The organism is Litchfieldia alkalitelluris (genome assembly GCF_002019645.1).
Taxonomy (GTDB): Bacteria; Bacillota; Bacilli; order Bacillales; family Bacillaceae_L; genus Litchfieldia; species Litchfieldia alkalitelluris.
The window spans coordinates 3,270,763-3,297,635 of the sequence record NZ_KV917374.1 but is presented as its reverse complement, the minus strand read 5'-3'; the positions used below and the strand labels follow the sequence as shown (position 1 = coordinate 3,297,635).

The 26,873-nt window shown below is 35.5% G+C and carries 28 protein-coding genes and 1 tRNA gene; 20 read left to right on the top strand and 9 right to left on the bottom strand.

Annotation, left to right across the window (positions count from 1 at the left end; all coding sequences use genetic code 11):
- The first annotated feature begins 27 nt into the window (after positions 1-27).
- The 5 genes from BK579_RS15375 to BK579_RS15355 all read left to right on the top strand — a co-directional run bounded on the left by BK579_RS15375 (position 28) and on the right by BK579_RS15355 (position 4,385).
- A complete protein-coding gene (locus BK579_RS15375; RefSeq protein WP_078546935.1) occupies positions 28-1,380 on the top strand; it encodes a spore germination protein in 1,353 nt (450 codons plus the stop codon).
- A 10-nt stretch (positions 1,381-1,390) separates the two neighbouring features.
- Positions 1,391-2,470: a GerAB/ArcD/ProY family transporter gene (locus tag BK579_RS15370; RefSeq protein WP_078546933.1), complete on the top strand. Its 1,080-nt coding sequence runs from the start codon at positions 1,391-1,393 to the stop codon at positions 2,468-2,470.
- Positions 2,467-3,570, top strand: coding sequence for a Ger(x)C family spore germination protein (locus tag BK579_RS15365; RefSeq protein ID WP_078546931.1), 1,104 nt, complete (start codon positions 2,467-2,469; stop codon positions 3,568-3,570). The genes BK579_RS15370 and BK579_RS15365 overlap by 4 nt, the downstream gene beginning before the upstream one ends.
- Positions 3,571-3,588: 18 nt before the next feature.
- Positions 3,589-4,014, top strand: a complete 426-nt coding sequence (locus tag BK579_RS15360) for an EamA family transporter (protein ID WP_078546929.1) — start codon at positions 3,589-3,591, stop codon at positions 4,012-4,014.
- Between the two features lie 89 nt (positions 4,015-4,103).
- The gene (locus BK579_RS15355; protein WP_235848445.1) at positions 4,104-4,385 is read left to right on the top strand and encodes a late competence development ComFB family protein; all 282 of its coding nucleotides are present in this window, start codon (positions 4,104-4,106) and stop codon (positions 4,383-4,385) included.
- A 51-nt stretch (positions 4,386-4,436) separates the two neighbouring features.
- Here the strand turns inward: BK579_RS15355 and BK579_RS15350 are convergent, their stop codons facing one another.
- The 4 genes from BK579_RS15350 to BK579_RS25690 form a co-directional block, all read right to left on the bottom strand.
- Positions 4,437-4,805 carry a VOC family protein gene (locus BK579_RS15350; protein ID WP_078546927.1) on the bottom strand — a complete coding sequence of 123 codons (369 nt, stop codon included), beginning with the start codon at positions 4,803-4,805 and terminating at the stop codon, positions 4,437-4,439.
- Positions 4,806-5,046: 241 nt separating this feature from the next.
- On the bottom strand, positions 5,047-6,465 hold the full coding sequence (locus BK579_RS15345; RefSeq protein WP_078546925.1) for a hypothetical protein: 1,419 nt from the start codon (positions 6,463-6,465) through the stop codon (positions 5,047-5,049).
- A gap of 219 nt (positions 6,466-6,684) precedes the next feature.
- Positions 6,685-7,062, bottom strand: coding sequence for a PH domain-containing protein (locus BK579_RS15340; protein WP_078546923.1), 378 nt, complete (start codon positions 7,060-7,062; stop codon positions 6,685-6,687).
- Between the two features lie 224 nt (positions 7,063-7,286).
- Positions 7,287-7,383 (bottom strand) — tRNA-Sec (locus tag BK579_RS25690).
- Positions 7,384-7,694: 311 nt separating this feature from the next.
- Between BK579_RS25690 and selB the strand changes: the two genes are divergently transcribed.
- The 3 genes from selB to selA all read left to right on the top strand — a co-directional run bounded on the left by selB (position 7,695) and on the right by selA (position 11,513).
- Entirely contained in the window at positions 7,695-9,581 is a 1,887-nt protein-coding gene (selB, locus tag BK579_RS15335) for a selenocysteine-specific translation elongation factor (RefSeq protein WP_078546921.1), read from the top strand.
- Positions 9,582-9,676: 95 nt separating this feature from the next.
- Entirely contained in the window at positions 9,677-9,919 is a 243-nt protein-coding gene (locus BK579_RS25685; protein WP_407936249.1) for an Rdx family protein, read from the top strand.
- 184 nt (positions 9,920-10,103) lie between these two features.
- Complete coding sequence (gene selA / locus BK579_RS15325) at positions 10,104-11,513, top strand: L-seryl-tRNA(Sec) selenium transferase (protein ID WP_078546919.1); 1,410 nt, start codon at positions 10,104-10,106, stop codon at positions 11,511-11,513.
- Positions 11,514-11,546: 33 nt separating this feature from the next.
- Here selA and BK579_RS15320 read toward each other — a convergent pair whose 3' ends face one another.
- Positions 11,547-11,690, bottom strand: coding sequence for a small acid-soluble spore protein P (locus tag BK579_RS15320; RefSeq protein ID WP_078546918.1), 144 nt, complete (start codon positions 11,688-11,690; stop codon positions 11,547-11,549).
- Between the two features lie 125 nt (positions 11,691-11,815).
- Here BK579_RS15320 and BK579_RS15315 point away from each other — a divergent pair, with 125 nt between their 5' ends.
- Positions 11,816-12,070: a hypothetical protein gene (locus BK579_RS15315; protein ID WP_078546916.1), complete on the top strand. Its 255-nt coding sequence runs from the start codon at positions 11,816-11,818 to the stop codon at positions 12,068-12,070.
- A gap of 55 nt (positions 12,071-12,125) precedes the next feature.
- Here the strand turns inward: BK579_RS15315 and sspO are convergent, their stop codons facing one another.
- Positions 12,126-12,275 carry a small acid-soluble spore protein O gene (sspO, locus tag BK579_RS15310; protein ID WP_078550625.1) on the bottom strand — a complete coding sequence of 50 codons (150 nt, stop codon included), beginning with the start codon at positions 12,273-12,275 and terminating at the stop codon, positions 12,126-12,128.
- Between the two features lie 242 nt (positions 12,276-12,517).
- Here sspO and acnA point away from each other — a divergent pair, with 242 nt between their 5' ends.
- The 7 genes from acnA (at position 12,518) to BK579_RS15275 (ending at position 17,573) form a co-directional block, all read left to right on the top strand.
- Positions 12,518-15,226 carry an aconitate hydratase AcnA gene (gene acnA, locus BK579_RS15305; RefSeq protein WP_078546914.1) on the top strand — a complete coding sequence of 903 codons (2,709 nt, stop codon included), beginning with the start codon at positions 12,518-12,520 and terminating at the stop codon, positions 15,224-15,226.
- A 122-nt stretch (positions 15,227-15,348) separates the two neighbouring features.
- Positions 15,349-15,873 (top strand): peroxiredoxin family protein, encoded by a 525-nt coding sequence (locus BK579_RS15300; RefSeq protein WP_139365109.1) that lies wholly within the window; start codon positions 15,349-15,351, stop codon positions 15,871-15,873.
- Positions 15,874-16,008: 135 nt separating this feature from the next.
- A complete protein-coding gene (locus BK579_RS15295) occupies positions 16,009-16,140 on the top strand; it encodes an FbpB family small basic protein (RefSeq protein WP_078546912.1) in 132 nt (43 codons plus the stop codon).
- 79 nt (positions 16,141-16,219) lie between these two features.
- Complete coding sequence (locus BK579_RS15290; RefSeq protein WP_078546910.1) at positions 16,220-16,357, top strand: acid-soluble spore protein N; 138 nt, start codon at positions 16,220-16,222, stop codon at positions 16,355-16,357.
- Between the two features lie 133 nt (positions 16,358-16,490).
- A complete protein-coding gene (gene tlp / locus BK579_RS15285) occupies positions 16,491-16,724 on the top strand; it encodes a small acid-soluble spore protein Tlp (RefSeq protein ID WP_078546908.1) in 234 nt (77 codons plus the stop codon).
- 118 nt (positions 16,725-16,842) lie between these two features.
- Positions 16,843-17,271, top strand: coding sequence for an acyl-CoA thioesterase (locus BK579_RS15280; RefSeq protein WP_078546906.1), 429 nt, complete (start codon positions 16,843-16,845; stop codon positions 17,269-17,271).
- On the top strand, positions 17,271-17,573 hold the full coding sequence (locus tag BK579_RS15275; protein WP_078546904.1) for a hypothetical protein: 303 nt from the start codon (positions 17,271-17,273) through the stop codon (positions 17,571-17,573). Before BK579_RS15280 ends, BK579_RS15275 begins: the two co-directional genes overlap by 1 nt.
- A 217-nt stretch (positions 17,574-17,790) precedes the next feature.
- On the opposite strand, the gene BK579_RS15270 is transcribed toward BK579_RS15275, so the two are convergent.
- A complete protein-coding gene (locus tag BK579_RS15270) occupies positions 17,791-18,078 on the bottom strand; it encodes a HesB/YadR/YfhF family protein (protein WP_078546902.1) in 288 nt (95 codons plus the stop codon).
- Positions 18,079-18,102: 24 nt separating this feature from the next.
- Complete coding sequence (locus BK579_RS15265) at positions 18,103-19,284, bottom strand: CapA family protein (RefSeq protein ID WP_078546900.1); 1,182 nt, start codon at positions 19,282-19,284, stop codon at positions 18,103-18,105.
- 185 nt (positions 19,285-19,469) lie between these two features.
- On the opposite strand from BK579_RS15265, the gene BK579_RS15260 reads away from it, so the two are divergent.
- On the top strand, positions 19,470-21,257 hold the full coding sequence (locus BK579_RS15260; RefSeq protein ID WP_078546898.1) for a S9 family peptidase: 1,788 nt from the start codon (positions 19,470-19,472) through the stop codon (positions 21,255-21,257).
- Between the two features lie 211 nt (positions 21,258-21,468).
- On the opposite strand, the gene plsY is transcribed toward BK579_RS15260, so the two are convergent.
- On the bottom strand, positions 21,469-22,065 hold the full coding sequence (gene plsY, locus BK579_RS15255; protein WP_078546896.1) for a glycerol-3-phosphate 1-O-acyltransferase PlsY: 597 nt from the start codon (positions 22,063-22,065) through the stop codon (positions 21,469-21,471).
- A 165-nt stretch (positions 22,066-22,230) separates the two neighbouring features.
- Between plsY and BK579_RS15250 the strand changes: the two genes are divergently transcribed.
- The 3 genes from BK579_RS15250 (at position 22,231) to parE (ending at position 26,871) form a co-directional block, all read left to right on the top strand.
- On the top strand, positions 22,231-23,979 hold the full coding sequence (locus BK579_RS15250) for a glycosyl hydrolase family 18 protein (protein ID WP_078546894.1): 1,749 nt from the start codon (positions 22,231-22,233) through the stop codon (positions 23,977-23,979).
- Between the two features lie 99 nt (positions 23,980-24,078).
- Positions 24,079-24,492, top strand: coding sequence for a CoA-binding protein (locus BK579_RS15245; RefSeq protein ID WP_078546892.1), 414 nt, complete (start codon positions 24,079-24,081; stop codon positions 24,490-24,492).
- A 411-nt stretch (positions 24,493-24,903) separates the two neighbouring features.
- On the top strand, positions 24,904-26,871 hold the full coding sequence (parE, locus tag BK579_RS15240) for a DNA topoisomerase IV subunit B (protein ID WP_078546890.1): 1,968 nt from the start codon (positions 24,904-24,906) through the stop codon (positions 26,869-26,871).
- Positions 26,872-26,873 lie beyond the last annotated feature (2 nt).

The following is a 26,873-nucleotide window of genomic DNA, read 5'->3' as shown; positions in this document are numbered from 1 at the left end:
GATATGATAGACCATGGGAGGTTAATCATGGACGAAAGTAAATTAGAAGAGATTTATCAATATATAGATAATAAAATTAATCATAGTGTTGACTCTGTTTCACAGGAATTGATACATCCAAAGAAAGATTTGAAGATAAAACTACTGTACATAAAAACATTATGTGATCCTGAAAAAATCCAAAGAGATGTTGTTAAGCCATTTTTTGAATCTGATTCTATTAAATCGTACTTGAAGAGTCTTGAAGGCTACAAGGAATATGAAGACAAAGAAAAGGCACTTAACGATCTTGTTAGAGGAAATATTGTACTATTTATTGAAGACGAAATCTTACTCTTAAATATGGGGAAAAATCCAAATAATGCAATATTAGACGCAAGTGTTGAAACGACAATACAAGGTCCACAAAATGCTTTAAGTGAAGATTTAATTACAAATATTAACTTAATTAGATCCAGATATCATCAAACATCGTTGGTAGTTGAAAAATGTGATCCTGTTGGAGAAAATGACAAGATGGATTTAGTTTTACTATATGACAACGATAAAGCAAAGTCGGAAATTGTCAATGAGGTAAAAAAACGGTTAAAAAAAATAAAAAATGTGACAATTCAATCTGTAGGAGAATTACAGCGTGAATTCGATACAAGAGGAAAAACGCTTTTTCCAACATATATGATTACAGAAAGACCAGATCGTATTGTTTATAACCTGGCTAAGGGAAAGGTGGTATTGATGCTTGCGGGCACACCTTTTGTCATGGTTGTACCCGCTGTGTTCTTTGATTTTATGAGATCAATGGAAGATTTATACCAACCCTATTGGGTATCAAAATTTTTGGTGATTTTAAGGTATACAGGCTTATTTGTCAGTTTATTACTCCCATCTGCTTACATCGGAATATCTTCCTTTAATCCTGAGATTTTTCGCATACAATTAACGCTAAGTATTGCTGGTAGTCGGTTGGCAGTTCCGTATCCTTCCTTTGTGGAAGTTTTATTTATGTTGTTAATGATGGAGTTACTAGTTGAAGCATCTATTCGATTGCCAAAGACCATCGGGTCGACTGCCACTACAGTAGGTGGATTAATATTGGGCCAGGCTGCTGTAGAGGCAGGCCTTGTATCAAATATTATGATTATTATCGTAGCGGCCGTGGCTATATCTAACTTTGTTGTTCCAATTAATGAAATGAGTTTTTCAATGAGAGTTGTAAAGTATTTATTATTAACGATTACAGCATTGACAGGGATAATTGGACTAATTGTTGGGTTTCTTGGTTTAATTATTTATTTGGCTGGACTAAAAAGTTTCAAAGAACCTTATTTTCGACTACGATACGATGAAAATCCAGAAACCACAAATATAAGTAAGGAATAGGGGGATTTGGGTGAGTCGTTATTTATTTTTCTTGATCGTACTAAACATGCTTGCAAATGTTGTTGCTTATGTTCCAAGAATTTTGTTGAGTGAACAAACGAATGGAATGGTCATGGGGATTATATTATCAACTGTCATTGGAACAGTATTGATGTATTGGTTTTTGTATCAGCTCAAAAAATTCCCGGCACAAGGTATGCCCGACTTAGTTGAGAGGTATACACCAAGATGGTTTAATGGCTTATTTTCGCTTCTGAATGGTGTTATGTGGTTTATGGCTGGTTTGATTACACTTATTGTGTTCGTTGATATTTCAACTAGGTTTATAAATCCAGAAATGGGCAGTAATGTTACAATTTTCATGTTTTTACTCGTGATCTGTGCGGGAGTCTTACTCGATTCTAAGTCACTCTTATTTGTATTAGAGATCGTATTAATAATAAATATTCCTTTAATGATAATGATTTTTCTAAAAGCCTACGTACATGACTATTTTAATTGGGATTATGTAAGAATTGTATTTACACATTTTTGGGAATTACCTTCGTGGACAACGTTATCTGCTGGACTTTATATTTTTCTAGGTTTTTTAAATTTGAATGTTTTTAATAAATATATTACTAAACTTCAACTTAAATGGCTTTGGATAGTACCTCTTGCCGGGTTATTCACACTTTTTACAACAGTTGCCGTTCCAATCGGTTTAAATGGCTTAGAAATGTCCAAAACATATTCATTTCCTTGGATATCAACGGTTGATTCAATGAGAATCGAATTTGGTGTAATCGAAAGGGTTTTATTTATTTTTTTGGTCTTATATATTGGTATTTCTCTCTTAAGTATTATGATTCACTGGCATGTATCTTTGAAATGGATAGAAAAACTCATTCCTAAAATGACAAAAAAGAAGATAAATATAACCCCCTTTATCATTATTATCGGATTTGCCGGAGTTTCGGTGTTAATTCAATACTTAACAAATGAAAGAACCATTTTATTTACGGCTAGTAGATGGTTCGATAGCTTAATTCCTGCAATATTATGTATGAATTTTATGTTGTTTTGGTTGATTAGGAGGCTTAACAAATGAGGTTCTTAAAAATCATGCTCCCCTTATTTTTTATTTTATTGCTAGTAGGATGTGGGTTTAAGGATATCGATAAACGTTTTTTTGTTGTTTCTATCGGAATTGATAAGCCTGAAAACGATAACTTTAAATATAATGTCCTTCTAAAATTAGCTATTCCAGAAGCTGAACCTAAAATGGGCGCAAAAAAGTTTATCCTCATTTCAGAGGAAGCTAACTCTATTACTGAAGCGGTCAGGATAATGAAATCACGAGTCGACAAAGAACTTGATTTTGGACATGCAAAAACAATCGTGTTAGGTGAGGAGTTATTTGAAAAAGACATTAAGGAAACGATGGATTGGTTTGTTAGAAGGCGTGACATTCAAAATGTTGCTTGGGTCACTTTAGGCAGCCCGACAGCAAAAGCAGTATTAGAATTAAAACCAGACTCTGAAAGACTGCCTTCAAATGCACTGCTTCTAGCGTTCGGTGACCAAGGAACAGAAACCCCATATATTACTTCGGTTTTTTTATTTAAATTTATCCGTGACTTAAATGAATCAGGGATAAACCCTGTGTTACCGATTGTAGAAATGGGAAAGGAAAAGCTATTCATGATAAATCGATTAGTAATCCTAGAAGAAGGTAAAGAGAAGTTAAGGCTGAATAAGGACGAAACCAAAACCTTTAATATCCTAGATAAGGGCTATGATAAAACTGATATTTTAGTTGATGAAGAGGACGAAAAGTTTTTAATAAGTGTACAAAGCCTTTCTTCAAATTTTAAGGTGGATGTAAAAAATCAGGATGAGCCCTCTTTGCAAATTAATATAAAGTTAAGTGGTATTGTTGAAGAATCACAGAATATGATTGATCTAAAAACATTAAATAGATATGAAAAACTTGTGTCAAAAGCGTCAACCAAAAGAGTAAAAGACCTTATTCTTAAGTTTCAAGAAGAAAAGGTAGATCCACTAGGATTTGGTTTAAGATACCGGGCCACACATTCTGGTGAAGAAAGTGCAAAATACAAGAAATGGCTTGAACTATATCCAAAATTGCAAATCAATGTAAATGTAGAAGCAAAAATAGAGGGAACAGGAATTATTACCTCGAATTAAGAATAAAGGGTGATTAATATGGCATTATGGCTTTTATTTGCTCTCCTCGCTGCTGCTTCCGCTGCACTAGTAAGTATTTTTGGGAAAATTGGGTTACAAAATATTGATGCCAATACTGCGACGGCAATAAGGGCAATCATTATGGCTATATTTTTAGTAGGAGTAGTAGCGTTTGAAGGTAATCTGTCAAAGATTCCAACGATTATTGCCGAAAAGAAAACATTTTTATTTATTATACTAAGCGGAGTAGCAGGGGCGACATCATGGCTATTTTATTTTATGGCTTTAAAGCTTGGGAAAGTGTCTCAGGTTGCACCTATTGATAAGTTAAGTGTAGTCATTGCAACTATTGCTGCAATTGTATTTCTTGGAGAAAAGATATCATTCCTTAATGGGATTGGAATAGCCTTAATCGCAATAGGTGTTATCTTGACTGCAATATAGGAAGTGATTCTTATTGTATAATCCTTCGATTGGGATATAATTAGTTTAAACTTCTAATGTAATCACCGAACAAGAAAGAGAGAATGAATGTGAGTAAAAAATATCATAATGTAATGGAAGAATTAGTGGAATCTTTGGTGACTGTTCAAATGCTTGGTCCAGATTTTCAGGTTTTTTGTAAGTGTGAAAAATGTCGTACTGATATTATTGCACTAAGTTTAAATAGTCTTCCAAGTCATTATGTAACAACTGCTGATGGAAGAGACAATGTTTTTCAGAGATTAAATACATCTGAGAATCTTAAATGGGTAAATAAACGAATTATTAGTGCAATTTATCTAGTTGGTAAATATCCAAAACATGATGAATAGAAAATACTTTAGTCCACTTTGGGTAAGTGGACTAAAAGTGTATATAGGTAGCTACATCTTTTCTAGTACTTCAATCCGATTTCCAAATGGATCATGAATGTATATTCGATTTGCTCCAGGTAGCTTGTCGTCTTCAATTATCTCAATATTATTGAGTAATAAATGGGCCTTAAGCTCTTCGATATTTCTAATTCTAAATGCAGGATGGGCTTTTTTAGCTGGAGTGAAGGGATCTTCAATCCCAATATGTATTTGATATCCCTCAAAGCCAAACCATACTCCACCACGTTTTTTTAGTTCTTCAGGTTTTTCAATTTCAATAAACCCTAATATGCCACCGAAAAATTCCCTAGCTATATCCTCTGATCCCTTTGGTGCAGCTAGTTGTATATGGTCAATTGACAAGAATTGAAAGGTCATCTCTTAACCTCCTAATATTGTATAAACCTATTTTATTCTATCAATTTCCAAAATGAAATGTAGTTGATTTTATGTCTTAACATAAGTTTTTGTTATCGAGGTTTATGTAATAATTAGATGTTTTATTAAGTGGCTTACTCAAGTCTCTACAGCCATTTTGGGGCAAAATGATAAAATCATTGTTGAAAATGTAATAGAACAGCACCTGGAATGTGTAATTCAGGTGCTGATCTTGTGTATTTTACCAAATGAGTAACGCTGCAAAGGTTGAAATCATCAACCCAATGATTACTGGCCAGAAGTTTTTCCTGACAAGTTCCATTACTGAAATTCCGCATAGTCCTGCAACAGCTACTAAAGATGACCATGCAATCAATGTTCCGCCACCGGTCCAAATAGAGCCCATTTGCCCAATAGCTGCTAAAGTGGTTGGGTCGATGGAACCGGATGAAAGTGCACTTGATAATGAACCTGTTAATGGTAAACCGGAAAATCCTGAACCATCTAATCCTGTGATAATCCCAATGATTAATATCCCGAATGCTGAAATGAAGGAGTTATTTGGAATGTATGCTTGTGAAGCCTGAACTAGGTCAAATAAGAAAGCAGGACTTTCATTTGAATCAATTGATAAAATGCTAGCTGAAAAATCACTACTTCCTAAGAAGAAAAATCCTGCGATTGGTATAACAGGCCCCATTGCCTTAAAGGCAAATACGAATCCTTCCGTTATATGATCACTAATTCGATTTAAGGCATGAATTTTTCCATAAGAAATCGTGGCTAAGCTGAGAAGTAAGACTGTAACTCCCCCAATAAAAGCAGCACCATCACTACCTTCAAATCCTCCCATTCTACCAACACTAACCTTCGTGAATATCATATACACAATTACTGCTAGCATGGACAGTGGAACCAAGACAGCAAATAATTTGCTCCATCCTGGCTTGCTAATTGTTTGATCGCTTTCTTTTTGCTTTCCTTGAATTGCTTCTAATTCCTTTTCAACCACTGAATCATCAGCTTTTCGCATTTTTTTTCTCGTAGCAAGATAGCCGATTAGAATGGCTGTTATACCAGAAATGAGAGAAAGCACTAATGCCTTATCGGCGACTGCCGCTTGGTCTAAACCACCTGATTTAGCCGACAAGCTTGGTGCAATTTGCATAACGTAATCTGAGGACAGGGCCATTCCTTGACCTGCAAGTGAAACAGCCATTGCTGCAGCCATGACTGGTAAACCTGCTCGAACTGCAGCGGGTACCAATAATGCACAAATTAAAGGCACCGCAGGAGTGGGCCAGAAGAATAGTGATATTACATAGGTCACAATTATTAAAACAAAGTATGCAATATGTCCATTCGTCATTATTTTTTGAATAGGTGAGATCATTTGCCGATCTGCTCCCAAGTCCTTTAAAGACTGAAGCAAGGCAACCATAAATGTAATAATTAGAAATATACTAAATAACTCTTTGGCAGCTGTTAAATTGGCATTAAACACAGCTGTGAAACCACTTACTATACTACCTTGGTAAATCCAAGCAATCAGAAAAGTACCTAAAAGTGTTGGTAATACAATTCCTTTTCTAAAAATCATAGTCAGAATAATAATGACTGTGACAATACCATATAACCAATGAGCGAGCGTTAGTGTCATATCATATCCTCCTTTAGTACAAAAACTCAGGATTAAGATACGATATGTGCGTATACCTAATTTGGTGAGTAGACGAGGTGGTTGTTTGTCCTTTAAAACATATAATGGATGAAAGTGATGCTCTCTGATTCGTTCCACGGATAATGCGAGGGATGGAGTAGTTTATAAAGGGCAATAAATTTAATAAAAAAAGCCCTCCGATATAGGAGAGCATTTTGATTATTTGAGTATGTATGAAGCTAATGCTTTTTGTACGTCATAAATATTTTTGTCTTTTTTAAATTGTTTTGCGACCGGCTGTGTAGTGCTGGAAATCCATATCTTAAGTTCTGCATCTAGGTCGAAAGTGCCGGCTGTTTCCACACTAAAGTGAGTAACAGAACGATAGGGGATGGAATGGTATTCAACCTTTTTACCAGTTACACCTTGTTTATCAATAAGAATTAGTCGTTTATCTGTGAAAACAATTAAATCGCGAATTAACTTGAATGCTTTCTCTACTCGTTCGTTATCAGTTAAAATTAACTCTAAATCTTTTGAAACTTCCTTTATATCGGCTTCAGAGGCGTTACCCATTAATCCATCTAATAATCCCATAAAATTCCTCCTGTGTATTTTATATCCATTATATTACATTAGGAGAATTACTTAAAAGATAATTTTTTAAACATTACAAATAACATGAAGCTTGATTTTTATAGCGCCTACAAACCATTACTAGAGAGAGAAGTTTTTTCAAGTAAAAAAAGCACCCATGCTAGGGCGCTCCATCTGTTGTATTTTTATATTATAGTCAACTTAATTGAAGTTTTTAATGAATTTGGCGGGACTGCCTGGGAATCGAACCCAGCTAACCTGGCACGCAGGTCACAATCGGTTTTGAAGACCGTGAGGGACACCAGTACCCCAATCAACCCCGAAATATGATTATGCTTAAAGCAACATTTATTATATTAAAGTAATTTTTATTATTTTTCAAGTATTAAGCATAAAAAAATGAGATGGCTTTTTGAACACGTGCTATTACAGGGGATTAGAAGGTAAATTGTCCAACGTTTATCTATAAGATAGATATATATTAAATGACTATCATTAAATCCATTCGTAAAAATCCGTGAAACTTCTACTAGTTAAAATGATTATTTAAAGCTAGTTTTGTTGCTTTTAGCTTGTCAATTGCGATAGAGTAAGGAGATAAGTAGGTATAGTTTAAAGGTAGGGAAAAGAACATGGGGAAAAGAAATTTTACAGTAGGAATGGCTGGACATATTGATCATGGGAAGACAACGTTAACGAAGGCGTTAACGAATATTGATACAGATCGGCTGAAAGAAGAAAAGGAAAGGCAAATTTCAATTGAGTTAGGATTTGCTCCATTACATCTAAGTGAAGATATGGATGTTTCAGTAATTGATGTTCCTGGACATGAACGATTTATCCGTCAAATGATTGCGGGTGTAGCGGGTATTGATTTAGTGGTTTTAGTGGTTGCGGCAGACGAAGGTGTTATGCCACAGACTACAGAGCATCTTGAGATTCTTTCATTCTTGGGTATTGAAAGAGGTATAGTCGCAGTTACCAAAATTGATCGGGTAGATCCTGAGTTTATTGAACTAGTAGAAGATGATATAAAAGAACAATTAGATGGGACCGTTTTTTCAGATGCCCCGCTAGTTTTAGTAGATAGTCTTACAGGTAAAGGGATTAACGAGTTAAAAGACATTATAAAAAGTGAATTAGAAACGATTGAAACACAGAAAGTAGAAGGCAGCTTCCGTCTGCCGATTGATCAGGTATTTACGGTTAAAGGACAAGGTACTGTGGTCCGGGGAACGATTTATGAAGGAATTGTCAAAGAAGAAAGCTTTTTAACGGTTTTACCAAACCAAATTGAGGTAAAGGCACGACAGCTACAAGTTCATCATGCTCAAGTAAAAGAAGCCCAAGCAGGTCAGCGGGTTGCGATTAACTTAAGTGGTGTTTCAAAAAGCGAAATCACTCGTGGTGATGTACTTGTTTCATCAAATGATTATGCTGTAACAGATACTGTGGATATTGCGTTGCGATTTGTTAATGACTTGGAATATAAGGTGAAACAGCGTTCATTAATTAAATGTCATATCGGGACAAAGGAAGTCATGGGAACTCTTGTATTCTTTGATCGCAATGAAGCCGGAGATGATCAGGGCGAAATCTTATGCCAATTAAGATTAAATGAGGGAATCGTAACAAAACGCGGTGATCGTTTTATCCTTAGAAGGCCTACTCCAGCAGAAACGATTGGAGGCGGATGGGTCATTGATCCACAAGGACAAAAATACCGCTTTGGAAATGAAACAATTAGCATGCTTAATATGAAAAAAGAGGGAACCCCTAAAGATCGCGTACTGGATGCGCTCAAACGAGGTCATCTGTTATCAATTCAAGAACTCGGGAAAGAAACAGGAATGTCTCATGAAGCTTTAACAGATATCCTCTCTCAGGAAGAGTTCACTGAAGTGAAGAAAGACCGTTATTCGTCTATGTTTATAATTTCTAAATTAGGTGAACAAATTGAAAAAGAAATTAACGGGTTTCACGAGGAAAATACCTTATTACCTGGAATGAACAAGGCAGAATTAACTCAATCTTTTTCAAAGACGTATCCTAAAGATTTAATCGATTTTACTATAACACTTTTAATAACTGATCAGATTCTTAAAAAAGATGAGCAGTATATATCATTGATTGAATTTGCTCCATCTTTTCCAAAGCAGTGGGAAAAGCGAATGGAAGGTGTCGTTCGCTCACTTGAAAAAGATCATCTGACGGTTTCTTCATGGAGTGATTATGTAGGACAAGCAGGGTTACCCGAAAAAGAGGGGAATAGCTTACTTCATCATTTACTTCTTACGGAACAAATTTATCAATTAGATGAAAAGTTTTATATTCATGAAAAAGCATTAAACCAATCTGTACTAGTCATGAAAGAACATACTAGTGACTCTTTTGATATAAAGGAAGCAAAGGATATACTACAATTATCAAGGAAGTATATTGTACCATTACTTGAGTTGTATGACCGATTAAAGATTACTAAACGTGTTGATAATGAAAGAGTATGGAGAAGTGAATAATGTTTTTCGAATAAGAAATACGAATGTTTTGCGAAAAGCCCTTGTTTTATATAAAATAATATAGAACTAATGGAAAAATGCTAGGAGGAAGTAAAATGGCAACTTTTAAGGTATCAGTAGAATTTTGCATGCAGTGAAACTACGCACCAAAAGCCGCGAGTTTCGCGGAAGAGTTATTTAGTCATTTTCGTCACACGATAACAAATCTTGAGTTAATCCCAAGCTCTGGTGGCGCATTTGAAGTGATTGTTAATGGTGAGAAGATTTATTCAAAGCTTGAGGTTGGCAAGTTCCCAGATGTTCAAGAAATAATCTCAAAGCTTGTGGATAATAAATAGAATTTCTCTAAAAAAGGAGTCTGTATTCGCAGCACTCCTTCCTTTCTATTGCCCCACTCACGATATCTTCTGATTACAATCCTTCAAATATTCCCGAGCAGCTTTTCCTACCTAGTCTATTTCAAGTTTAATCATTACATGAAGATTTGTTTCATTTTTCTTTGAAACAAAATGGAGGCAAGCTATGAACGAATATTTACGATTAATTCCCCCAATCCATGAAATTCAAAAAAATAAGAGATTTCATGAAATTGAGACTACATATGGTTTAACAAAAGAAAAATTAACTCAAATCGTTCAAGAAGTTAGTACTTCAATTCGAGCAAAAATTAAATCAAACACAATGCTTGAAGAAACGATAACGAAAGATTATTTAGTAGATATGATTTTTCACATGACCGAAAAAGAAGCTTCTTCACTTGTGTCTTATTACATGAAAAAAGTGATAAATGCGACTGGGACAGTCCTACATACAAACCTTGGACGAGCGAGATTAAGTGAAAAAGCGATACAGAAGGTTGTAGAAATAGCAGGAAACTACTCCAATTTAGAATACAATATTGAAAAGGGGACTAGAGGGTCCAGACATGACATTATTGAGGGAATCTTACAAAAAGTAACCGGTGCTGAGGCAGCCATGGTTGTAAATAACAATGCTGCAGCAGTGTATTTAATTCTTAGAGCGCTAGCAAAGAATAAGGAAGTCATTGTATCCAGAGGGCAGTTGGTAGAAATTGGCGGATCGTTTCGCGTCTCTAGTATTATGGAGGAAAGTGATGCAACATTAGTTGAAGTGGGTACAACCAACAAAACACACCTAGTCGACTATGAAAATGCGATTAACGAAGAAACAGCTATGATTATGAAGGTGCATACGAGTAACTTTAAGACCATTGGTTTTACAAAAACGGTACCCACTGATGAATTAATTTCCTTACAAAAAAAGTATAACCATGTCCTTTTCTATGAAGATTTAGGAAGTGGAGTGTTATATGATTATCGAGCCCATCGTATCGGAGATGAACCAGTTGTTGCTGAGGTGATTAAAGAGGGTGCTGATATTGTTTCATTTAGCGGTGATAAGCTTTTAGGTGGTCCACAAGCAGGGATTATCGTTGGAAAAAAAGAGCTAATTGCAAAACTAAAAAAACATCAACTTGCAAGGGTATTGCGAGTAGATAAAATGACACTTGCAGCACTTGAAGCGACATTACAACCATATTTAACAGGTGGAGATGAGATTAAGGCGATTCCGACTGTAAGAGATATTTTAGACGATAAAGAAACAATCAGAATAAAAGCACAGCACTTTATTAACCAGCTTAACAATAAAGACTTGTCCACTGCACTTTTAGAAGATGTTTCACAAGTGGGTGGAGGGACGATGCCTGATGTAACGATTCCGACCTATACTGTTACACTTACACATGTGAGTATGTCGGCAGAGGATATGGCAGTTACTTTAAGAACTGGTGATGTGAAAATCATTGCTCGTGTAAAAAATGAATCTGTTGTGTTGGATTTTAGAACGATTTCAGACGAAGAAATCTCCGATGTAGTAGATGCCTGTAATCGTCTTGGTGTAAAAAGCTGACCATAGTGGCCAGCTTTTATTTATTTCGAAATGTTATAGATCATGGCCCGCATTATTTTTTTGACGGGTATGGTTTCTATTTTTCACTTTTTTAGATCCACTTAATGGTTCTGGCTGGCCTTCATGACCTTTAGGTGAGTTTCTTCGAATATCTTTGCCTGTGTTTTTTTCTGCCATTTGAAATCCCTCCTTCTACAGATAGGATGAGAAATATTAATTAATTTATTCTTATTTGTTTAGTAATGTTTTCGCTAATTATTGGGATGCTAAGTATGATTAATTAAATGTAGGGAGGAATTATAATGCCTTATCAAAAGGATAAACAGCAAGCATATCAGGCGGCAGAACAAGGGACAAACCAGGCAATGGATGTGTATCATAGTATTGTCCATGATGATCCAGACTATGGTGTTCAACTAAAAAGGTTGAAAAATGAAGTGAATGAAGCCTTTAATCAAATTAATAATGCGATAGAAGTAGCATCTGATACTCAACTAGACCAACTCAATAAATTTAAAGAAGATCTTCAATCAATCATTGATGAAGTGAATCAGTAAAAAAATAAAGCCCGCGAAAAGCAGGCTTTATTTTTATTTGGTTTTAAAAAAGTCTTTATTGATTTTTCTTACGTTTTTTATTATTTTGACGTTGCTCCGCAGTTAATGGTTCATTTGAGAATTCTTCATTATAACCTGCACCAATTCCTTGTGCGTCCGCGTGATTCATTCCAGGTCGGACATGATTCGCTTTTCTTTTAGCCATAACCATCATCACCTCCAACATTAGTTTGCTTAACAATGTTAAAATTATTATTATCTTAATTAAGATATTTAAGGGGACAGTGTTATAAGGAAAACTTATTCTAAACGATAACTTTCTTTTTATTTACTTATGTTAAGTAGTGTATTAATATAATATTGTCATGTAAATTAGTGGGGAGTTTTTATTTTATTTTCGACATTTTGTTGAAATTGTTCTACTATTAATTAGAGGGGGTAATACATATGACAAAACAAGATGTTTTTAACGCTCGTTCATCTTTTGATGTAAACGGCAAAACGTATAACTATTATTCATTAAAAGCATTAGAAGATGCAAACATTGGTAATGTATCAAAATTACCATATTCAATCAAAGTTCTTTTAGAATCAGTTCTTCGCCAAGTTGATGGAAGAGTTATTACTAAAGAACATGTTGAGAACTTAGCAAAATGGGGTACAGATGAGGTTAAGGAAGTAGATGTTCCATTCAAACCTTCACGCGTTATCCTCCAAGATTTCACAGGTGTTCCTGCAGTCGTAGATTTAGCTTCACTACGTAAAGCAATGGCTGACTTAGGTGGAGATCCTGATAAAATTAATCCTGAAATTCCAGTTGATTTAGTTATCGACCACTCAGTACAGGTTGATAGAGCGGGCACTATGGATTCGCTTCAATTCAACATGGATCTAGAATTTGAACGTAATGCTGAGCGTTATAAATTTTTAAGCTGGGCTCAAAAATCATTTGACAACTATCGTGCTGTACCACCTGCAACTGGTATCGTTCACCAAGTAAACTTAGAATACCTTGCAAATGTTGTACATGCAATCGAAGGTGAAAACGGTGAATTTGAAGCATTCCCAGATACATTAGTAGGTACTGACTCACATACAACGATGATTAATGGTATTGGTGTATTAGGTTGGGGTGTTGGTGGTATTGAAGCAGAAGCTGGAATGTTAGGTCAACCTTCATACTTCCCAGTTCCTGAAGTGATTGGTGTAAAACTAACAGGTACGCTTCCAAATGGAACAACTGCTACTGACCTTGCACTTAAAGTAACTCAAGTGTTACGTCAAAAAGGTGTAGTTGGTAAATTTGTTGAGTTCTTCGGACCTGGTATTGCTCAACTTCCACTTGCTGATCGTGCTACAATCTCAAACATGGCACCAGAATACGGGGCTACCTGTGGATTCTTCCCAGTTGATGGAGAAGCAATTGAATACCTTCGTTTAACTGGCCGTGATGAAGAGCAAATTAAAGTTGTTGAAGAATATTCAAAAAATAACGGATTATACTATACGCCAGACTTGGAAGATCCTAATTTTACTGCATTAGTTGAAATTGATCTTGCTGATATTCAACCAAATCTTTCTGGACCAAAACGTCCTCAAGATTTAATTCCACTTTCAGAAATGAAAGAATCATTTTCTGAAGCACTAACAAAGACAGGAAACCAAGGTTTTGGTTTAACTCCTGAAGATATAAATAAAGAGATTACAGTTAAATTTAACGATGGTGATGAAGTAAACATGAAGACAGGCGCAATTGCAATCGCTGCAATTACAAGCTGTACAAACACTTCTAATCCTTACGTTATGCTTGGAGCAGGACTTGTTGCGAAAAAAGCTGCTGAAAAAGGTTTAGAGGTGCCAAAGTATGTAAAAACATCATTAGCACCTGGTTCAAAGGTTGTAACTGGATATCTAGAAGCAGCTGGATTACTTCCTTACCTTGAAAAGCTAGGATTCAACACAGTTGGTTACGGATGTACAACATGTATTGGTAACTCTGGTCCATTAGCTGACGAAATCGAAAAAGCTGTAGCAGAAAGTGATCTTTTGGTAACTTCAGTTCTTTCTGGTAACCGTAACTTCGAAGGTCGTATTCACCCACTGGTAAAAGGAAACTATTTAGCTTCTCCACCACTAGTTGTTGCTTATGCATTAGCGGGTACGGTTGATATTGATCTTCAAAATGACTCGATCGGTAAAGACAGAGATGGTAATGATGTATTCTTTAGAGATATTTGGCCATCAATCAGTGAAGTAAAGGATGTAGTTAAGGCTACTGTAACTCCTGAACTATTCAGAAAAGAATATGAGCGTGTGTTCGATGACAACGAACGTTGGAATGAAATCGAAACTACGGATCAAGCATTATATGTTTGGGATGATGAATCAACATATATTGCAAATCCACCGTTCTTTGAAGATTTATCTCCTGAAGCAGGCGAAGTAAAACCATTAAGTGGTTTACGTGTCGTTGCAAAATTCGGTGATTCTGTAACAACTGACCATATTTCTCCAGCAGGTTCAATCGGAAAAGATACTCCTGCAGGTAAATATCTACAATCTAAGGGAGTAACTCCAAGAGACTTTAACTCATATGGTTCTCGTCGTGGACACCATGAAGTCATGATGCGTGGTACATTTGCAAATATCCGTATTAAGAACCAAATTGCTCCTGGTACTGAAGGCGGATTTACAACACACTGGCCAACTGGTGACGTAACTACTATTTATGATGCTTGTATGAGCTACAAAGAAGAAGGTACTGGACTAGTAGTTTTAGCTGGTAATGATTATGGTATGGGAAGTTCACGTGACTGGGCAGCTAAAGGGACAAACCTTTTAGGTATTAAAACAGTTATCGCTGAAAGCTTTGAGCGTATTCACCGTAGTAACCTTGTATTAATGGGTGTTCTACCTTTACAATTCAAACAAGGTGAAAATGCTGAGGTACTAGGTCTTACTGGTAAAGAAACAATTGAAGTTCAAATCGATGAATCAGTTCGTCCACGTGACTTTGTAAAAGTGACAGCAACTGATGAAGATGGAAACAAGCAAGAATTTGAAGTGCTTGTGCGATTTGATAGCGAAGTTGAAATTGACTACTATCGTCATGGTGGAATTCTTCAAATGGTTCTTCGTGACAAGCTTAAAGCTTAATATGAAAATAGATGCTGACTCAGATATACGAGTCAGCATTTTTTCATTCAAAGTTAGATATTTATGATAAAATAAGGAAAACACTTAATATCTAGATGATGGGAAGTTTTAGGAGGAACATTATGAAAAAGCCACTAACAATCATAGCCATTTTAATGTTACTTGCTATGATCGGTTTTTCAATTATGCAAGCAATAGCTAAACAAAAAAGTGAAGTAGTGGGTGTAGAAATAGGGAATACCGCACCTGACTTTGAGCTTCAAATGATGAACGGTGGTACTGTCAAGCTTTCAGAGCTTAAAGGAAAAAAAGTATTATTAAACTTTTGGGCATCATGGTGTAAGCCGTGCTTAGAAGAAATGCCAGCAATGCAGGAATTACACAACAACGCTCCTGATGATGTAGTTGTTCTGGCAGTCAATATGACGGTGACTGAAAAAAGTTTAGAAACAGCAAAAGACTTTGTTGAAGAACATGGATTTACCTTTCCGATTCTTTTGGATGTGACTAATCAAACTAGTAGTACGTATCGAGTCCTTAATTTACCTGTGTCCTTTTTTATAGATAGTAAGGGGATCATTAGGGAGAGACATCCTGGTGAGATGACCTTAGAGCAGATGGAATCATACTTAAAAGAACTTGAATAAATTTTATTTGGACCTTTCCGTTTAGGAAGGTTCTTTTTTAAATTTTCAAGATAAAGAAATTTTCTAAAAGTTGTAATAATTGGACGTGAAATTGGGAATAAATACTACTAAGATCAATTGAAGGTGGTGTGAAGGTTGAGAAAAGTAAAAAAACAAACCTTTGAAGAGTTAGTTCTAGAAAATAAACAACAGCTATTAAGTGATCAAGAAGCTTTGGCGAAAATTGAAGAAAGATTGGAACAAAGGCTTTTAAAGAAGGCTGAATAGTGATTGGGTAAATAACCGACATTTGCCTTTCATGAAGTCACCGTCTGTTGGTGATAATGAATATGAGGGAGGCGATATTATGTCAGGTAATACTACAGACCACTTTAGCCAAGACCACTTAGGTACACAACCACGTGGGTTTAGAGGAAATAAGGGTAAGAAAATGCAAGATAAATCGGGCAAGCATGCTCAAGTCATTCAAACAAAAGGTGAATAACCATTGTAAGGCGTATTGAATATCAATACGCCTTTTATTTTCAATTAAATATTTCGACCAATATTTTAGATGTTTAATTTACTAAGGCTTGAAGCAAAATACGTGTGTACTTTACATATCAAGGAGGAATAAGATGAAACAACAACAACCTAAACCAGATGATCGTAGTGATAATGTAGAAAAATTGCAAGACATGGTTCAAAATACAATTGAAAACATTGAGGAATCTCATGAAACAATGCAGTTAGCTACAGAAGAAGAGCGCGCGCGTATTGAAGCGAAGAATCAAAGAAGAGAAGAAAGTATTGAAGCGATGAGAAATGAAATAAGAGACGAAGCAAGTGATCGTGAGAACGGCTATAAATAAACCGTACCAAAGACCAAACGGAGGTTACAGTTTGGTCTTTTTACTACCGTATTCTTAGGAAAGTATGGTATCATAACTGTCAATGAAACCTATTAGGTAGTAATAAAGGAGAAACACAATGTTCATATCAAAGAAAGAGATAGAAGTTCGGTATGCAGAAACAGATCAAATGGGTGTAGTTTATCATGCAAACTATTTAGTATGGATGGAAATAGGGAGAACCGCTCTTATCAAGGATTTAGGATTTAGCTATGCAGGAATGGAAAAAGACGGAATTATCTCTCCAGTTATTGATATACAAGTCACTTATAAAAAGCCACTAAGATATGGTGAAGTAGCTACAATCTCGACTTGGATAGAAAAATATGATGGAATAAGAAGTGTATATGGATATGAAATTGTAAATGAAAGTCAAGAAATCTCCGTAATCGGCACATCTTCCCATGTTTGTGTGAAAAAAGATTCATTTAGGCCTATTCATTTTAAGAAATATTATCCTGAGTGGCACCAAGCTTATGAAAAAGCGAAAAAAAGTGAGAATAACTAATGGCATTTGGAATTTCTAGAGACGAACTAGAAGAATGGAAAAACAAAGTAGCAGCAGGTAAGATTGCCTTTATCACTCATTTTTGGCAAGACCCTCGTTTTATGGATGTTACATCTGTAACTAAGGTAGGCTGTAATGACCTTCAAAAATTAGTTGAATGGGGTCATTCTTACGGCCTAAAGAGGGAATGGATACATAATAGAAATGTATATCCTCATTTCGATTTACTAGGTGAGATACAATTAAAGGTGTTAAAAGCCGAGGGCCTACATAGTCATATTCAACGCTTTAAAATTAAATGAACAAGGCTCTTTTCTGAAAAGATTGTTGCTAATTGACCTATTCTAGAGTAAATAACATTATTATTTCAGGATTTTGGTTTAACGATTAAGAAGAAAAGATGCCACTCTAATTAATTCATAGTGAATACAATAGACCTTTCAAAAGCAACAAAGTTTACGAAACAGCCATGAACAAAGAAAAAGCTAATCGCATAAAAGGTATGCGATTAGCTTTTTGTTAATTATACTTAAACACAGGTTCGTTCATTTTTTCATTATATTGGATGGCTAAATCATGTTCATCAAAGTACCATAAATCATCTTCTTCTATGTAAAAAGTTATCCCCGAATTCTCCGTTTTACTTCCTACAGTAGATGGTGAATCTTTTGAAACGCCTAGAGAAAAACCTGGTTGGATACCTCCAGCGCCTCCATATCTAACAAAGAAACGTACATAGTCTCCTTCTTTTAAATGAAGTTCTGTTTTATACCAATTAACCGCCTGCTCTACAATTGATAAATTCATCATGTTTCCTCCTTTTACGTTTCTTTAGTTTGTCTCATTGACTAACCATTGAAACATGTGGTCATTTATTTCGTTATACACACCAGTTGCATTTGATAAACCAACTTCGCCAGCATCTTTTAGTGGGACAATTCGATAATTTTGTTGATTTTGACTGGTCACATATGTTGCTGTAAATACCGGATTTTCGATTTTTATCTCAACTTCATCTTTTGCATTGATTTCTTTGATAATATCTAGCTGGATTACTCCACCTATGTCCTTATAATCCCAGATTTGACCTGATAAAAAGTTCCCTAGAGAATAGATAATGAAGGTTTTCCCTCCATCTTCTCGATCAATCCAACTCATTGGTTGAAGAACATGGGGGTGATGTCCGATGATGATATCCGCACCTGCATTTGCGATTTCTTGAGCAAGTTTTTGTTGTTCATCAGAGGGATATCTCTGGTATTCATTTCCCCAATGCATACTAACTGAAACAACATCAGATACCTCTTTTGCCTCCGCAATATCCTTTTTAATGGTCGGTAAATCAATTAAATTGACTAAGTATCCTTTTCCTTCAGGGACAGGAATTCCATTAGTTCCATATGTGTAAGATAAAAAGGCAATATTAATACCATTTCGATTCATCACTCGTATCTTCTTTTGGTCTTCAAAATTTTTGTATCCACCCACATATTCTAATCCAATTTCATCAAAATAATGAGTAGCATTCATAACTGCCTTTTCTCCTCGATCAAGAGTATGATTATTAGCAATTGATACGATATCAATCCCATTGTCAATTAAAGAGTCAGCAAGCTCGTAAGGACTGTTAAACGAAGGATATGATGACAGTCCAATTTCTGAACCACCAATAATTGTTTCTTGATTGGCAATCGTTAAATCAGGTGTATCTAAATATTCCTTTACAGCCATAAACATTGGATTAAAATCATAGCTTTCACCAGTTTTTGCATCATTATATACCCTATCGTGAATAAGGATATCTCCAATTGCTGCAAATGTCATAGATGTACTAAATTCCTTAAATTCTTGGTTGGTTAACTTAGAGCCATGTTTAGATACTTCTCGTAATTGTGTTTCATCTCTATTACTACTTAAATTTTCACCAATAAATAGAAAAAGCAATACCATAAGCGTAAAACAGATAGACAAAGAAATCAAAATAGGTTTAAAAGTTACCTTCTTCAAGTTCATTCTCCTTTATTTATATCTATGCTATAACTATAATATAAAAATTATAAATATTGTAAAAAATAATCGAAAATTGCAGTATATTTCATATTCCGAAATAAAAAGCAGGATTATTTTAAAATAATGTCGAAGTGATAAGTGTAAAATGGTTTTTGCATTCATTAAAATTAATAGAAAGAAGGTACGATATGCTTACATTTAAAAAACCTGATGTAGAACAATTTTTTAGGACATTGGCCATTCAAAATTTCACAGTTAGTCCAAGTGAGGATCAACTGATATTAAGTACTAATTTAAGTGGAAAATACAACCTTTGGGGAATGGACCTACCAAATAACTTTCCCTATCCACTTACTTTTATTGATCAAAGCTGCCATGAGTTAACCTTTGATAAACAGGGCCGCTTTTTCATAGCGGGATTTGATCATGATGGAGATGAAAATACTCAATTATATGCATTAAAGCCTTCTGGTGGAGAATTAAAGCCTTTAAGAGTTGCTGAAGGAGAGCGTCATATGTCTCCAATTCTTTCAAAGGATGGTAGCCGTTTGTATTATACGTCTACGAAAGAAAATAAAATGTATCTGAATACGTATTGTTATCAACTAGACACAGATGAAGAGACAATCGTTAATGTAGGTGAAAAAGCAGGGACATATTTATTAGACGTGGGTCCTAATGAAGACAAATTTGTCTATTTTAGACACTTTGCGAATACATATACTCTAGCTCATGTTGTTGTTGATGGAGAAGAATTCCTTCTTACACCAGAAACAGATAAACAGCACACAACATCATCAGTGTTGTTTACTTCGGATACAGAAATTTACTTAATAACCGATTATGATGATGATTTCTCTTATTTAGCTAAATTTGATATAACAACTAAATCTTTCTCAAAAGTTCTTTCATTTGAACAAGAGGATTTTCAATCTATTAAATATAACAAGGTACGACAATCACTATACATTACAAGCTCAAAAGGTGTAGAGGATTTTCTTTACGAGTTTTCAATTGGTGATAATCAAGTAAACAAAATTGAAATACCTGTAAGTGTAATCCAAAAGCTTATAGTTACCGAAACCGGGAATCTATACCTTCTAGGTCGTTCGGCAGTGGAACCCAACAATATTTATCAATGTGAAAATGGATCAACAGAATGGAAAGCATGCACTAACTTAGGAGTTCCTGGTGTTTCAAAAGATGAATTATGTGAACCAGAAGTGGTAACTTACCCATCTTTTGATGGTTTAGACATTGAGGCGTTATTCTTTAAAGCTAAACCGGAAGTAAGCAATGGACACGTAATTTTATGGCCACATGGTGGTCCACAGGCTGCAGAACGAAAGTCATTTAGAGCCTTGTTCCAATTCTTAGTACATCGCGGGTATAGTATATTTACACCTAATTTCCGTGGTTCATCAGGTTATGGTCTTTCTTTCATGAAGATGGTTGAAGGTGACTGGGGATATGGACCAAGATTAGACAATATTGAGGGTGTAGAATGGCTGATATCAAACGGGTATGCCGACCGTGATAAAGTGCTATTAATGGGCGGTAGCTATGGAGGTTACATGGCACTTCTGTTACATGGTCGACATGCGGATTATTTCAAAGCTGTAGTAGATATCTTTGGTCCTAGTGATTTATTTTCGTTCATTGACTCAGTTCCTGAGCACTGGAAGCCGGCAATGAATCAGTGGGTAGGAGATCCTGTGAAGGATAAGGAAAAATTAATCGAGTACTCACCAATTACTTACCTAGAGCAAATGACAAAACCAATGCTAGTAATTCAAGGTGCAAATGACCCTCGTGTGGTAAAAGCTGAATCAGACAAAATTGTTAAAGCGCTTGAAGACCGAGGAGTTAACGTTGAATACCTAGTTCTAGAAGATGAAGGGCACGGTTTTTCTAAGAAAGAAAATGAAATCAAAGTAAATCGTACGATTCTTGAATTCTTTAATCGATTTATTTAATCATGTAATACTTACCTAGATCAAGCCCATCGTGACTTGGTCTTTTTTATTATTATTGAAACCACAGATTAAGTGGATCACTATACTGATAAGATTTGGAGAGCACCATTACAAGGCTGATAACACAAAAAATCTTCTGGCCTAAATACAAACTAGTGTAAAAAAACAACGCCAAGAGGAATCTTGGCGTTTGTTTTTTCATTTATTTTAGCTACAACCATTTAATCTTAGGTTCAGTTTTATTAATGATTCTTTTAATATTTGCTCTATGACGGTAAATCACAAATAGAGCTAAGAGAGCAATCACGATGATTAATGGAATGTCTTTAGTGAAAAGACTAAAGATTAAGGCGAAAATTCCAGTTAGTATTGAAGATAGAGAAACATATTTTGTAAGATATAATGCAAGGAAAAAGAAAATAACAACTGTTAGAAATAAAATGGGATGATAAGCTAAAATGACTCCACCAGATGTTGCCACTGCTTTGCCGCCTTTAAAACCTGCAAATATAGGGTACATATGACCCACAACTGCAACTAATCCAAATAATAATTGATGAATAGAAACTAAATCAGTTCCAAAGAAGAAAGGTAGAGAGGCAGCTAACGTGCCCTTTAGGATATCTGCAACTGTTACTATAATACCGGCTTTTTTACCTAATGTACGAAAGGTATTGGTCCCACCTAAATTTCCACTTCCATGCTGACGTATGTCAATTCCATATCCTAATTTCCCTACGATTAACCCGGAAGGAATGGATCCAAGTAAGTATGCTGCAATAATGAATATAAAATCAAATAAGGTCATGTGAAAACTCCTTTAAATATGTACTTCAATGGTGCTTTATTTTTCCAATCTTATTGTACCACTTAATTTTTAAAAATACATGCTTATACAAAAAAATTGGTAGAAACGGATTTCACCTTTTCAAATGAAGCTAAATTTCGTACCATAGTAATGGGAGGAGATTGTATGTCTCAAATGATGACGAAAACACGTTCTACTAAAACGAAGATGATAATACTAGGGTTCATCGGTTCCCTTTTTCTAGTTATCTCAAGCATTGTTCTATTAATCTACCCTTTTCCATCAAAGGAAAAAGTGATATATACTAATAAGCAATTTCCGATTGTGGCTAATGGTGAAATATATAAAAGTGAAGCGGTGATTAAAAACGGTGTTAGTTATTTCCCGCTTGATTTTGTCAAGGAGTATATTGATGACTCAATCTTCTTGGATGCGGCGACAAATTCAGTAATTATAACAACAAAGAATAAAGTACTTCAAATGCCCTCCAACTCACTCACGTATCTTGTAAATGAAGAACCTCTGAATTTGGAGGTTCCAGTATTCATTTCAGATCAAGAAGAACCTTATCTCGATTTAAAAACATTTGAGGATCTTTTTCAAATAAAGGTTGAAATCCATCAAGAGTCAGGTATTCATGTAGTAAGATTCGATGGTGATGTTCTGATTAATGGGTCTGTCAAGTTAAACGATAAGGTAGATGATCTAAGATTACGAACTGAGCCTAATGTGACCACACCTTATCTTGATCAAGTAGAAGTAGAGGAAAAAGTGATCATTGAGTTTGAGGAAGAAGGATTCTATTATGTCCGTAAAGACAACGGTGTAGGTGGATTTATTGAAAAAGGTCATATTAAATTAGGGAATACAGAGAAAATACGTATTGCTAGGGAAGAAGTACCGGCGCCACCTAACTTGAAATGGCCAATTCATCTTGTATGGGAAGCGGTGTACTCTTCAAATCCTGATGTAAATAAACTAAATGTGATGCCAGGGGTAAACGTAGTTTCACCAACTTGGTTTTCGTTAAAAAATGGAAAAGGTGATATCACAAACCTAGGTTCTGATGAATATGTTAAATGGGCTAAGGAACAGAAATATCACATATGGGGCTTATTTTCTAATGATTTTGACCCTGACAAAACACATGAAGCATTCAAAGATTTTGAGACAAGAAAAAAGATGATTTCTCAGCTTCTTCACTATTCAGAAATCTATCAGTTAGACGGCATCAATATTGATATTGAAAATGTTTATGAGGAGGATGGGCCATTAATTACTCAATTTGTTAGAGAGGCAACACCATATTTGCATGAAGCGGGCTTAGTGGTTTCGATGGATGTTACATTTATTTCGGATAGTCCTATGTGGTCAAAATTTTACGAACGCGAGAAGCTCTCTGAGATTGTCGATTACATGGTTGTCATGGCTTATGATGAACATTGGGGTACATCACCGAAAGCAGGAAGTGTAGCTAGTTTACCTTGGGTTGAGAAAAACCTACGAAATCTATTAGAAGTTGTTCCAAGTGAAAGATTAATTCTTGGAATTCCATTGTATTCTAGAATATGGAAGGAAAAAGAGACTGATGGAGGAAATATTGAGGTTTCTTCTAAAGCATATGGAATGGACCAAATTCAGGATTGGATTGATGAAAACAAATTAGAAGTTGAGTATGATAAAGCAACAGGACAGAATTTTGCTGAATATTATGACGAAAAAGAAAAAACGTTGTATAAAGTCTGGTTGGAGGATGAAACATCTCTAGAAAAACGAGTACAGCTAGTTCATGAATACAATCTAGCTGGCATTGCTGCATGGACTCGGTCATTCGCAAACGATAAAGCTTGGACAGAGATGAATGAATCCTTATCAAGGAAGAATCCTGTAAAAGAAAATAATGATTCCAAGTAATGAGAAAAGAACCATAAATATTGAATAAATTCTTGCAGGAATAACCTATATGTATACAGAAATACTAACTACTAAGTAAATGGAAGAGAGGGCCTTAAGATGACAATTGAAATCCCTTCAAGAGAAGAGTTAGGTAAAATTCTAAAAAAAAGCAAACATATAGCTGTTGTCGGTCTATCTGATAATCCAGAGAGAACTTCCTACATGGTTAGTAAGGCAATGTTAGATGCGGGATACAGAATCACCCCAGTTAACCCTGTAGTCGATGAAGTTTTTGGTATAAAGGCAGTATCCTCACTAAGCGAGATTAAAGAACATGTAGATATTGTTAATGTATTTCGTCGTTCAGAACATTTGTTTGATGTCGCGAAGGAGTTTGCCGATATAAATGCAGATGTTTTTTGGGCACAGCTTGGGTTAGCAAACGAGGAAGCTTACACATATTTGAGGAATTTAGGCTATACTGTCATTATGGACCGATGCATCAAAGTTGAACATGCATTGACAAAATAGAGGCTAATGTACTAATAATCCTTGTGAAAAACGAGGATTTTTTTAATTTTTTCTAATAGAGGGTTGCTAAAATTGATTTACCATATAAAATAAAGCATAGGTGTCTTTAAAAATAGAAACAGACGTTCTTGTGTGTTTTTAACGAGGTTTCTTCTTAAATCTCAAACAATTAGTAAAGTTAAAGCCAGTATATGGAACTTGGTTTTGATTTAAGATCATACTTATTGTGCTTGGCAATGTACAAGCTGTTCTTTAATTCGACTATAAGTAAAGTTAATGATATTAAAATCATCAGATATTAAATGAAAATGGTGTTCACTTACTAGGGTGCTTTAACAAGGGAAAGGACGACGTAGTCGATAAAAAGAAATACGACGATACGTCCGAGTGTTTAGGAAAGGGGTATGTTATTTGGCAAAACAGCAGCAATTTGATTACAACGATGATGCGATACAAGTACTTGAGGGATTAGAGGCTGTTCGAAAAAGACCTGGGATGTATATTGGTAGTACTGATACCAGGGGACTACACCACCTCGTTTATGAAATTGTCGATAACTCAGTCGATGAAGCGCTATCAGGATATGGTGATCATATAATCGTAAAAATTCACAAAGATAATAGTATCAGTGTCCAGGATAAAGGACGTGGAATGCCTACAGGAATGCATAAGTTAGGTAAGCCCACACCGGAAGTGATTTTAACGGTCCTCCATGCTGGAGGAAAGTTTGGACAAGGTGGATATAAGTCGAGTGGGGGCTTACATGGTGTAGGTGCCTCAGTTGTTAATGCGTTGAGCGAGTGGCTAATTGTTAAAATCAAACGTGATGGGTTTGTGTATGAGCAACGTTTTGAAAATGGTGGCCAGCCTGTAACAACACTCGAAAAAACAGGGAAAACAAATCAATCTGGTACGACCATTCACTTTAAGCCAGATCAAACAATCTTCAGTACTACTACGTACAATTATGAAACGTTAAGTGAGAGGCTCAGAGAATCTGCATTCCTTCTAAAAGGATTAAAAATAGAATTAATTGATGATCGTAATGATTTTCATGATATCTTTCATTATGAGACGGGGATCGAAGCATTTGTTACGTATTTAAATGAAGAAAAAGATGTTTTACATCCTGTCGTTTCATTTGAAGGCGAACAAAATGGAATTGAAGTGGAATTTGCTTTTCAATTTAATGATGGATACTCTGAAAATGTTTTATCTTTCGTTAACAATGTACGAACCAAAGATGGGGGTACCCATGAAGCTGGTGCAAAAACAGCGATGACCAGGGCTTTTAATGAATATGCCCGTAAGGTAGCTTTATTAAAAGAAAAAGATAAAAACTTAGATGGTTCAGATATTAGAGAAGGACTAACAGCACTTATTTCTGTTCGTATCCCAGAAAATCTTCTTCAATTTGAAGGTCAAACAAAGGGAAAGTTAGGTACGGGTGAAGCTAGATCCGCTGTTGACTCAGTCATTTCTGAGAATTTAGCTTACTTTCTAGAGGAAAATCCTGAAAATGGATCATTGTTGATAAAAAAAGCAGTGAAAGCATTCCAGGCACGTGAAGCCGCTAGAAAAGCAAGAGAAGATGCAAGAAGTGGGAAGAAGAAAAAACGATCTGAAGCGATTTTAAGTGGGAAGTTAACACCTGCTCAATCAAGAAACCCGCAAAAAAATGAAATCTATTTAGTTGAGGGTGACTCAGCGGGTGGTTCTGCTAAACAAGGTCGTGACAGACGTTTCCAGGCAGTGCTTCCACTACGAGGAAAAGTAATTAATACTGAAAAAGCGAAACTCGCAGATATCTTTAAAAATGAAGAGATCAATACGATTATCCATGCCATTGGCGGTGGAGTTGGGGCTGACTTTTCAGTTGAGGATATCAATTATGATAAGATTATCATTATGACGGATGCGGATACAGATGGAGCCCATATACAGGTATTATTATTAACCTTCTTTTACCGTTACATGAAACCTTTAATAGAGGCGGGTAAGGTGTTTATCGCTCTTCCACCACTTTATAAAGTTAGTAAAGGCACAGGGAAGAAAGAAGTCATTGAGTATGCTTGGTCTGATGATGAACTACAAGGTGCTATTAGTAAAATTGGTAAAGGCTATATGATTCAGAGGTACAAAGGTCTTGGGGAAATGAATGCAGATCAATTATGGGAAACAACCATGAATCCAGAGACCAGAACCTTAATCCGTGTTCGTATTGATGATGCCGCACGAGCAGAACGTAGAGTGACAACTCTAATGGGAGATAAGGTAGAGCCACGTCGTAAGTGGATTGAAAGCAATGTTGCATTCGGATTAAATGAAGACACAAACATATTAGATAATGAGAATTTATCGGTCGCAGGAGAGGAGTAATA

Excerpts from the sequence above, each read along its gene's own strand:
- BK579_RS15375 (WP_078546935.1), top strand. The coding sequence starts at position 28 with ATGGACGAAAGTAAATTAGAAGAGATTTATCAATATATAGATAATAAA.
- BK579_RS15365 (WP_078546931.1), top strand. The coding sequence starts at position 2,467 with ATGAGGTTCTTAAAAATCATGCTCCCCTTATTTTTTATTTTATTGCTA.
- BK579_RS15360 (WP_078546929.1), top strand. The coding sequence starts at position 3,589 with ATGGCATTATGGCTTTTATTTGCTCTCCTCGCTGCTGCTTCCGCTGCA.
- BK579_RS15350 (WP_078546927.1), bottom strand. The coding sequence starts at position 4,805 with ATGACCTTTCAATTCTTGTCAATTGACCATATACAACTAGCTGCACCA.
- BK579_RS15345 (WP_078546925.1), bottom strand. The coding sequence starts at position 6,465 with ATGACACTAACGCTCGCTCATTGGTTATATGGTATTGTCACAGTCATT.
- BK579_RS15340 (WP_078546923.1), bottom strand. The coding sequence starts at position 7,062 with ATGGGATTATTAGATGGATTAATGGGTAACGCCTCTGAAGCCGATATA.
- selB (WP_078546921.1), top strand. The coding sequence starts at position 7,695 with ATGGGGAAAAGAAATTTTACAGTAGGAATGGCTGGACATATTGATCAT.
- selA (WP_078546919.1), top strand. The coding sequence starts at position 10,104 with ATGAACGAATATTTACGATTAATTCCCCCAATCCATGAAATTCAAAAA.
- BK579_RS15320 (WP_078546918.1), bottom strand. The coding sequence starts at position 11,690 with ATGGCAGAAAAAAACACAGGCAAAGATATTCGAAGAAACTCACCTAAA.
- BK579_RS15315 (WP_078546916.1), top strand. The coding sequence starts at position 11,816 with ATGCCTTATCAAAAGGATAAACAGCAAGCATATCAGGCGGCAGAACAA.
- sspO (WP_078550625.1), bottom strand. The coding sequence starts at position 12,275 with ATGGCTAAAAGAAAAGCGAATCATGTCCGACCTGGAATGAATCACGCG.
- acnA (WP_078546914.1), top strand. The coding sequence starts at position 12,518 with ATGACAAAACAAGATGTTTTTAACGCTCGTTCATCTTTTGATGTAAAC.
- BK579_RS15300 (WP_139365109.1), top strand. The coding sequence starts at position 15,349 with ATGAAAAAGCCACTAACAATCATAGCCATTTTAATGTTACTTGCTATG.
- BK579_RS15290 (WP_078546910.1), top strand. The coding sequence starts at position 16,220 with ATGTCAGGTAATACTACAGACCACTTTAGCCAAGACCACTTAGGTACA.
- tlp (WP_078546908.1), top strand. The coding sequence starts at position 16,491 with ATGAAACAACAACAACCTAAACCAGATGATCGTAGTGATAATGTAGAA.
- BK579_RS15280 (WP_078546906.1), top strand. The coding sequence starts at position 16,843 with ATGTTCATATCAAAGAAAGAGATAGAAGTTCGGTATGCAGAAACAGAT.
- BK579_RS15275 (WP_078546904.1), top strand. The coding sequence starts at position 17,271 with ATGGCATTTGGAATTTCTAGAGACGAACTAGAAGAATGGAAAAACAAA.
- BK579_RS15270 (WP_078546902.1), bottom strand. The coding sequence starts at position 18,078 with ATGAATTTATCAATTGTAGAGCAGGCGGTTAATTGGTATAAAACAGAA.
- BK579_RS15265 (WP_078546900.1), bottom strand. The coding sequence starts at position 19,284 with ATGAACTTGAAGAAGGTAACTTTTAAACCTATTTTGATTTCTTTGTCT.
- BK579_RS15260 (WP_078546898.1), top strand. The coding sequence starts at position 19,470 with ATGCTTACATTTAAAAAACCTGATGTAGAACAATTTTTTAGGACATTG.
- plsY (WP_078546896.1), bottom strand. The coding sequence starts at position 22,065 with ATGACCTTATTTGATTTTATATTCATTATTGCAGCATACTTACTTGGA.
- BK579_RS15250 (WP_078546894.1), top strand. The coding sequence starts at position 22,231 with ATGTCTCAAATGATGACGAAAACACGTTCTACTAAAACGAAGATGATA.
- BK579_RS15245 (WP_078546892.1), top strand. The coding sequence starts at position 24,079 with ATGACAATTGAAATCCCTTCAAGAGAAGAGTTAGGTAAAATTCTAAAA.